Genomic DNA, 3,007 nt, shown 5'->3' with positions numbered 1-3,007 from the left:
GGGGAGGGGGCTCGCCCCCTCCCCGCACAACCCGGACCCGAGGCACGATGGAACAGAGCCGGGGAGCCTCCCCGTCGCCAAATCGGGGCGGTTTTCATGGGAAATGTTAGCTGAAATGCTCCACTAGTGGACCATTTCACCTTATCTTGCAGGTCTTGATGCAGATCACCGCGTGACGCAACAATCGCATGGAAATATTAGATACAATGATCCACTAGACTCATTATGTTCAGAACGGTACTTGTGGCGGTGGACGGGTCTGAGATCAGCCACCGGGCGCTTGAAGAGGCGCTGGCCGTCGCCCGCGCCATGCAGGCATCCGTGCATGCCGTGCATGTCGTCCAGACTGGTGTATACCCGACAATGATCTTAAACAACCTCGAGCCCCCGGACATCGCCCAGCAGGCGGTCCTCGACTCGCTTGAGCGGGAGGCTGACGAGATCCTCGCTGATACAGACCGGCGGGCTGCCGCCGCCGGCCTCCGGATAACCCCGCACAAACGCTGGGGCCACCCGGGAGCCGAGATCATCGCACTGGCGCAGGAACTCAGCGCTGACCTGACTGTGGTCGGGTCGCACGGCAGGGGTCGGCTCGACCGCCTCTTCCTCGGGAGCGTCAGTTCCTACGTCGTCGATCACGCGACATCGACGGTCATGGTCATCCGGGCCGGGCCGACCGCACAAGACCGCGAGCGATGAGTCGCGCCACCCTGACCGGCTCCGGCACCCTGCCTTCGCACGTGAATGCGTTGCAGAGCCTCCCGGCATCCTCCGGGGAGAGGCCGTAGGGGCGGATGAAGAGGTCATACCCGGTGTGGAGCCTGACGGGAACCCGGTCGCCGAGCCTCCGGTATGCCGCGAGCCTCCCGGTATCCCGGGGGAAGTGGCGGCTGATATCCTCCTCCAGCCCCTCCGACTCCTCGTAGGTGGTGACGATGACTGGAAGTCCGGTTGCGTCCTGCACTGCCGCCGGGTCGATGATGTTGTACCAGGCAATGACGCTCCCGCTGATCATCATGAGGTTGACGTCCCGGCGCCCGAGCCTGGCAAAGAGTCTGATTATGGCATCGGTCGCATCAGATCCACCAACCGTCACCCGGGCGAACGCCACCCCGTCGATCAGGAGGTCCTTTCGCATGACAACGCCGGCAAGGGTGGACTGTTCCCGCCCCGAATAACTCTCCGCGATGCCAAGAACCCGGAGCCCCGGTTTGGCTACGTGCATGCGAAGCCCTTATACTACCCAATCGGATAATAGTATACCGATGAAGATCGAGCGAGATGAGGTCTGCATCTTTATCCCTACGTTAAACGAGGCTCCGACGATCGGTGACCTGGTCAGGGAGTTTCGGGAACGGGGTTTTGAGCACATCCTTGTCATGGACGGGAACAGCACCGACGGCACCCCCGATATCGCGCGGGCCGCGGGGGCGACCGTCCGGACGCAGACGGGAAAGGGGAAGGGCAACGCCATCATCGAGGCTGTGAGAATCATCGATAAACCTTACGTGCTCATGCTCGACGGTGACGGCACCTACGCCCCCGAAGATGCTGAAAAAATGCTTGATCCGCTCGCTCTCGGGTTCGACCACGTCATCGGCAACCGCCTTGTCAACCCGGACGGAGGGGCGTTCACGCGGCTAAACCTCCTCGGCAACCAGATCCTCAACCTGATGTTCAAGATCGCCCACGGGAGAGACCTCCGCGACATCCTCTCCGGCTACCGTGCCTTTACCCTCCGCTCAATCAGGCAGATGACCCTCAAGGAGGCTGGGTTTGAGATCGAGACTGAGATGGCGGTCGAGACCGTGAGAAACGGGCAGCGGGTTACGGTCGTCCCGGTCCGGTATCTCTCGAGGCCCGGCACGGTCACCAAACTCAATCCCTTCCAGGACGGCGCGAGAATCTTCTCGACCATATACCGCCTCGCAAAGATGAACAACCCGATCTTTTACTTCGGGATCATCGGGCTCTTCATATCGCTTGCGGGGGGCATCACCGGCGTATACGTCATCCTCGAATGGCTCAAGAACATCGAACATTTGCCGCTCACCATCCTCACGGTCCTCCTGATCACCATAGGGTTTCAGATCTTCATGTTCGGCGTGATCAGCGACATGCTGCTCGGGTTTCACCGCGAGACCCTCCACCAGATTGAGGAGTTACAGAACCCGCCCAGACCGCCCCGATAGGAGGAGGATCCGGCAGGAGTACTCGGCAATAGAGGTGTAAATATACGCCTCATCCAGCGTTTTTCCGGCGGCAAACGTTCCGTGCCCGCGGACGATAACGATGTGGCTGCCGCGGAGCGCTCTGGAAACGTTCTGCGCAATCTCACCGGTTCCCGGTTCTCCCCCGACGACTGGGATCTCCGGGCAGAGCATCCTGCCTTCGCTGTCGACCGGCCTGAGCAGGTCGGCATCGAGCGAAGCGGCGACGGTATGGACCGGGTGGGCATGGACGATCGCAAGATACGGGGTCTCCCGGTAGACCGCCCGGTGAACCCGGTACTCGCTTGAGGCTTCTGGTGGCGCCTCCCCGTCTTCCGGCACAAATGCCGGCATCTCCCGGGCATCCAGGTAGGCGCCGCTCCGGGTGATGTACAACCCCGCTTTAGCGCGCACGCTCATGTTCCCAAAATTCGCTCCTACAAGGCCTTCGAGAAAGAGGCGTTTTCCTATCCGTTCAAACTCCTGGTCAAGCATCTTCTGCACCCGGACTTCAGTGCAGAAAGGTTTGGCGTGCCCGGGGATATGTGCATGCCCTCGTGGGACCCCGACCCCTATACACGCGAACGTTCGGTATGGAGACTCGTGAGGATACCGTCCAATTCAGGAGATGAACGTTGGTTTCGGGTATTATTGGCCGGTCTGCGGTCAAGAGTCCACCTCCTCGGAAAACGGTCGTGATCCTTGTCGGGGGGCAATCGGCGAGAGCCCGACCGGTTCGCTCCGGTGGTGGGGTCATGAGTCGTGCCACCTGCGGGGAGGGGGCGAGCCCCCTCCCC

Annotated in this window: 4 protein-coding genes; 2 read left to right on the top strand and 2 right to left on the bottom strand. The window is 61.3% G+C overall.

The window, feature by feature from the left end; translation table 11 throughout:
* Positions 1 to 225: 225 nt before the first annotated feature.
* Positions 226 to 699, top strand: coding sequence for a universal stress protein (locus BP858_RS00600; RefSeq protein ID WP_286878561.1), 474 nt, complete (start codon positions 226 to 228; stop codon positions 697 to 699).
* Here BP858_RS00600 and BP858_RS00595 read toward each other — a convergent pair.
* Positions 659 to 1,225 (bottom strand): DUF99 family protein, encoded by a 567-nt coding sequence (locus BP858_RS00595; RefSeq protein WP_286878560.1) that lies wholly within the window; start codon positions 1,223 to 1,225, stop codon positions 659 to 661. The genes BP858_RS00600 and BP858_RS00595 overlap by 41 nt on opposite strands.
* 40 nt (positions 1,226 to 1,265) lie before the next feature.
* Between BP858_RS00595 and aglJ the strand changes: the two genes are divergently transcribed.
* Entirely contained in the window at positions 1,266 to 2,192 is a 927-nt protein-coding gene (gene aglJ / locus BP858_RS00590; protein ID WP_286878559.1) for an S-layer glycoprotein N-glycosyltransferase AglJ, read from the top strand.
* On the opposite strand, the gene BP858_RS00585 is transcribed toward aglJ, so the two are convergent.
* Entirely contained in the window at positions 2,163 to 2,705 is a 543-nt protein-coding gene (locus BP858_RS00585; RefSeq protein WP_286878558.1) for an aldolase, read from the bottom strand. The two genes, aglJ and BP858_RS00585, sit on opposite strands and share 30 nt — an antisense overlap.
* Positions 2,706 to 3,007: the final 302 nt, after the last annotated feature.

Source organism: Methanoculleus sp. UBA413 (assembly GCF_002502935.1).
GTDB classification, from domain to species: Archaea; Halobacteriota; Methanomicrobia; order Methanomicrobiales; family Methanoculleaceae; genus Methanoculleus; species Methanoculleus bourgensis.
This window is presented reverse-complemented; position numbering and strand designations above follow the sequence as displayed.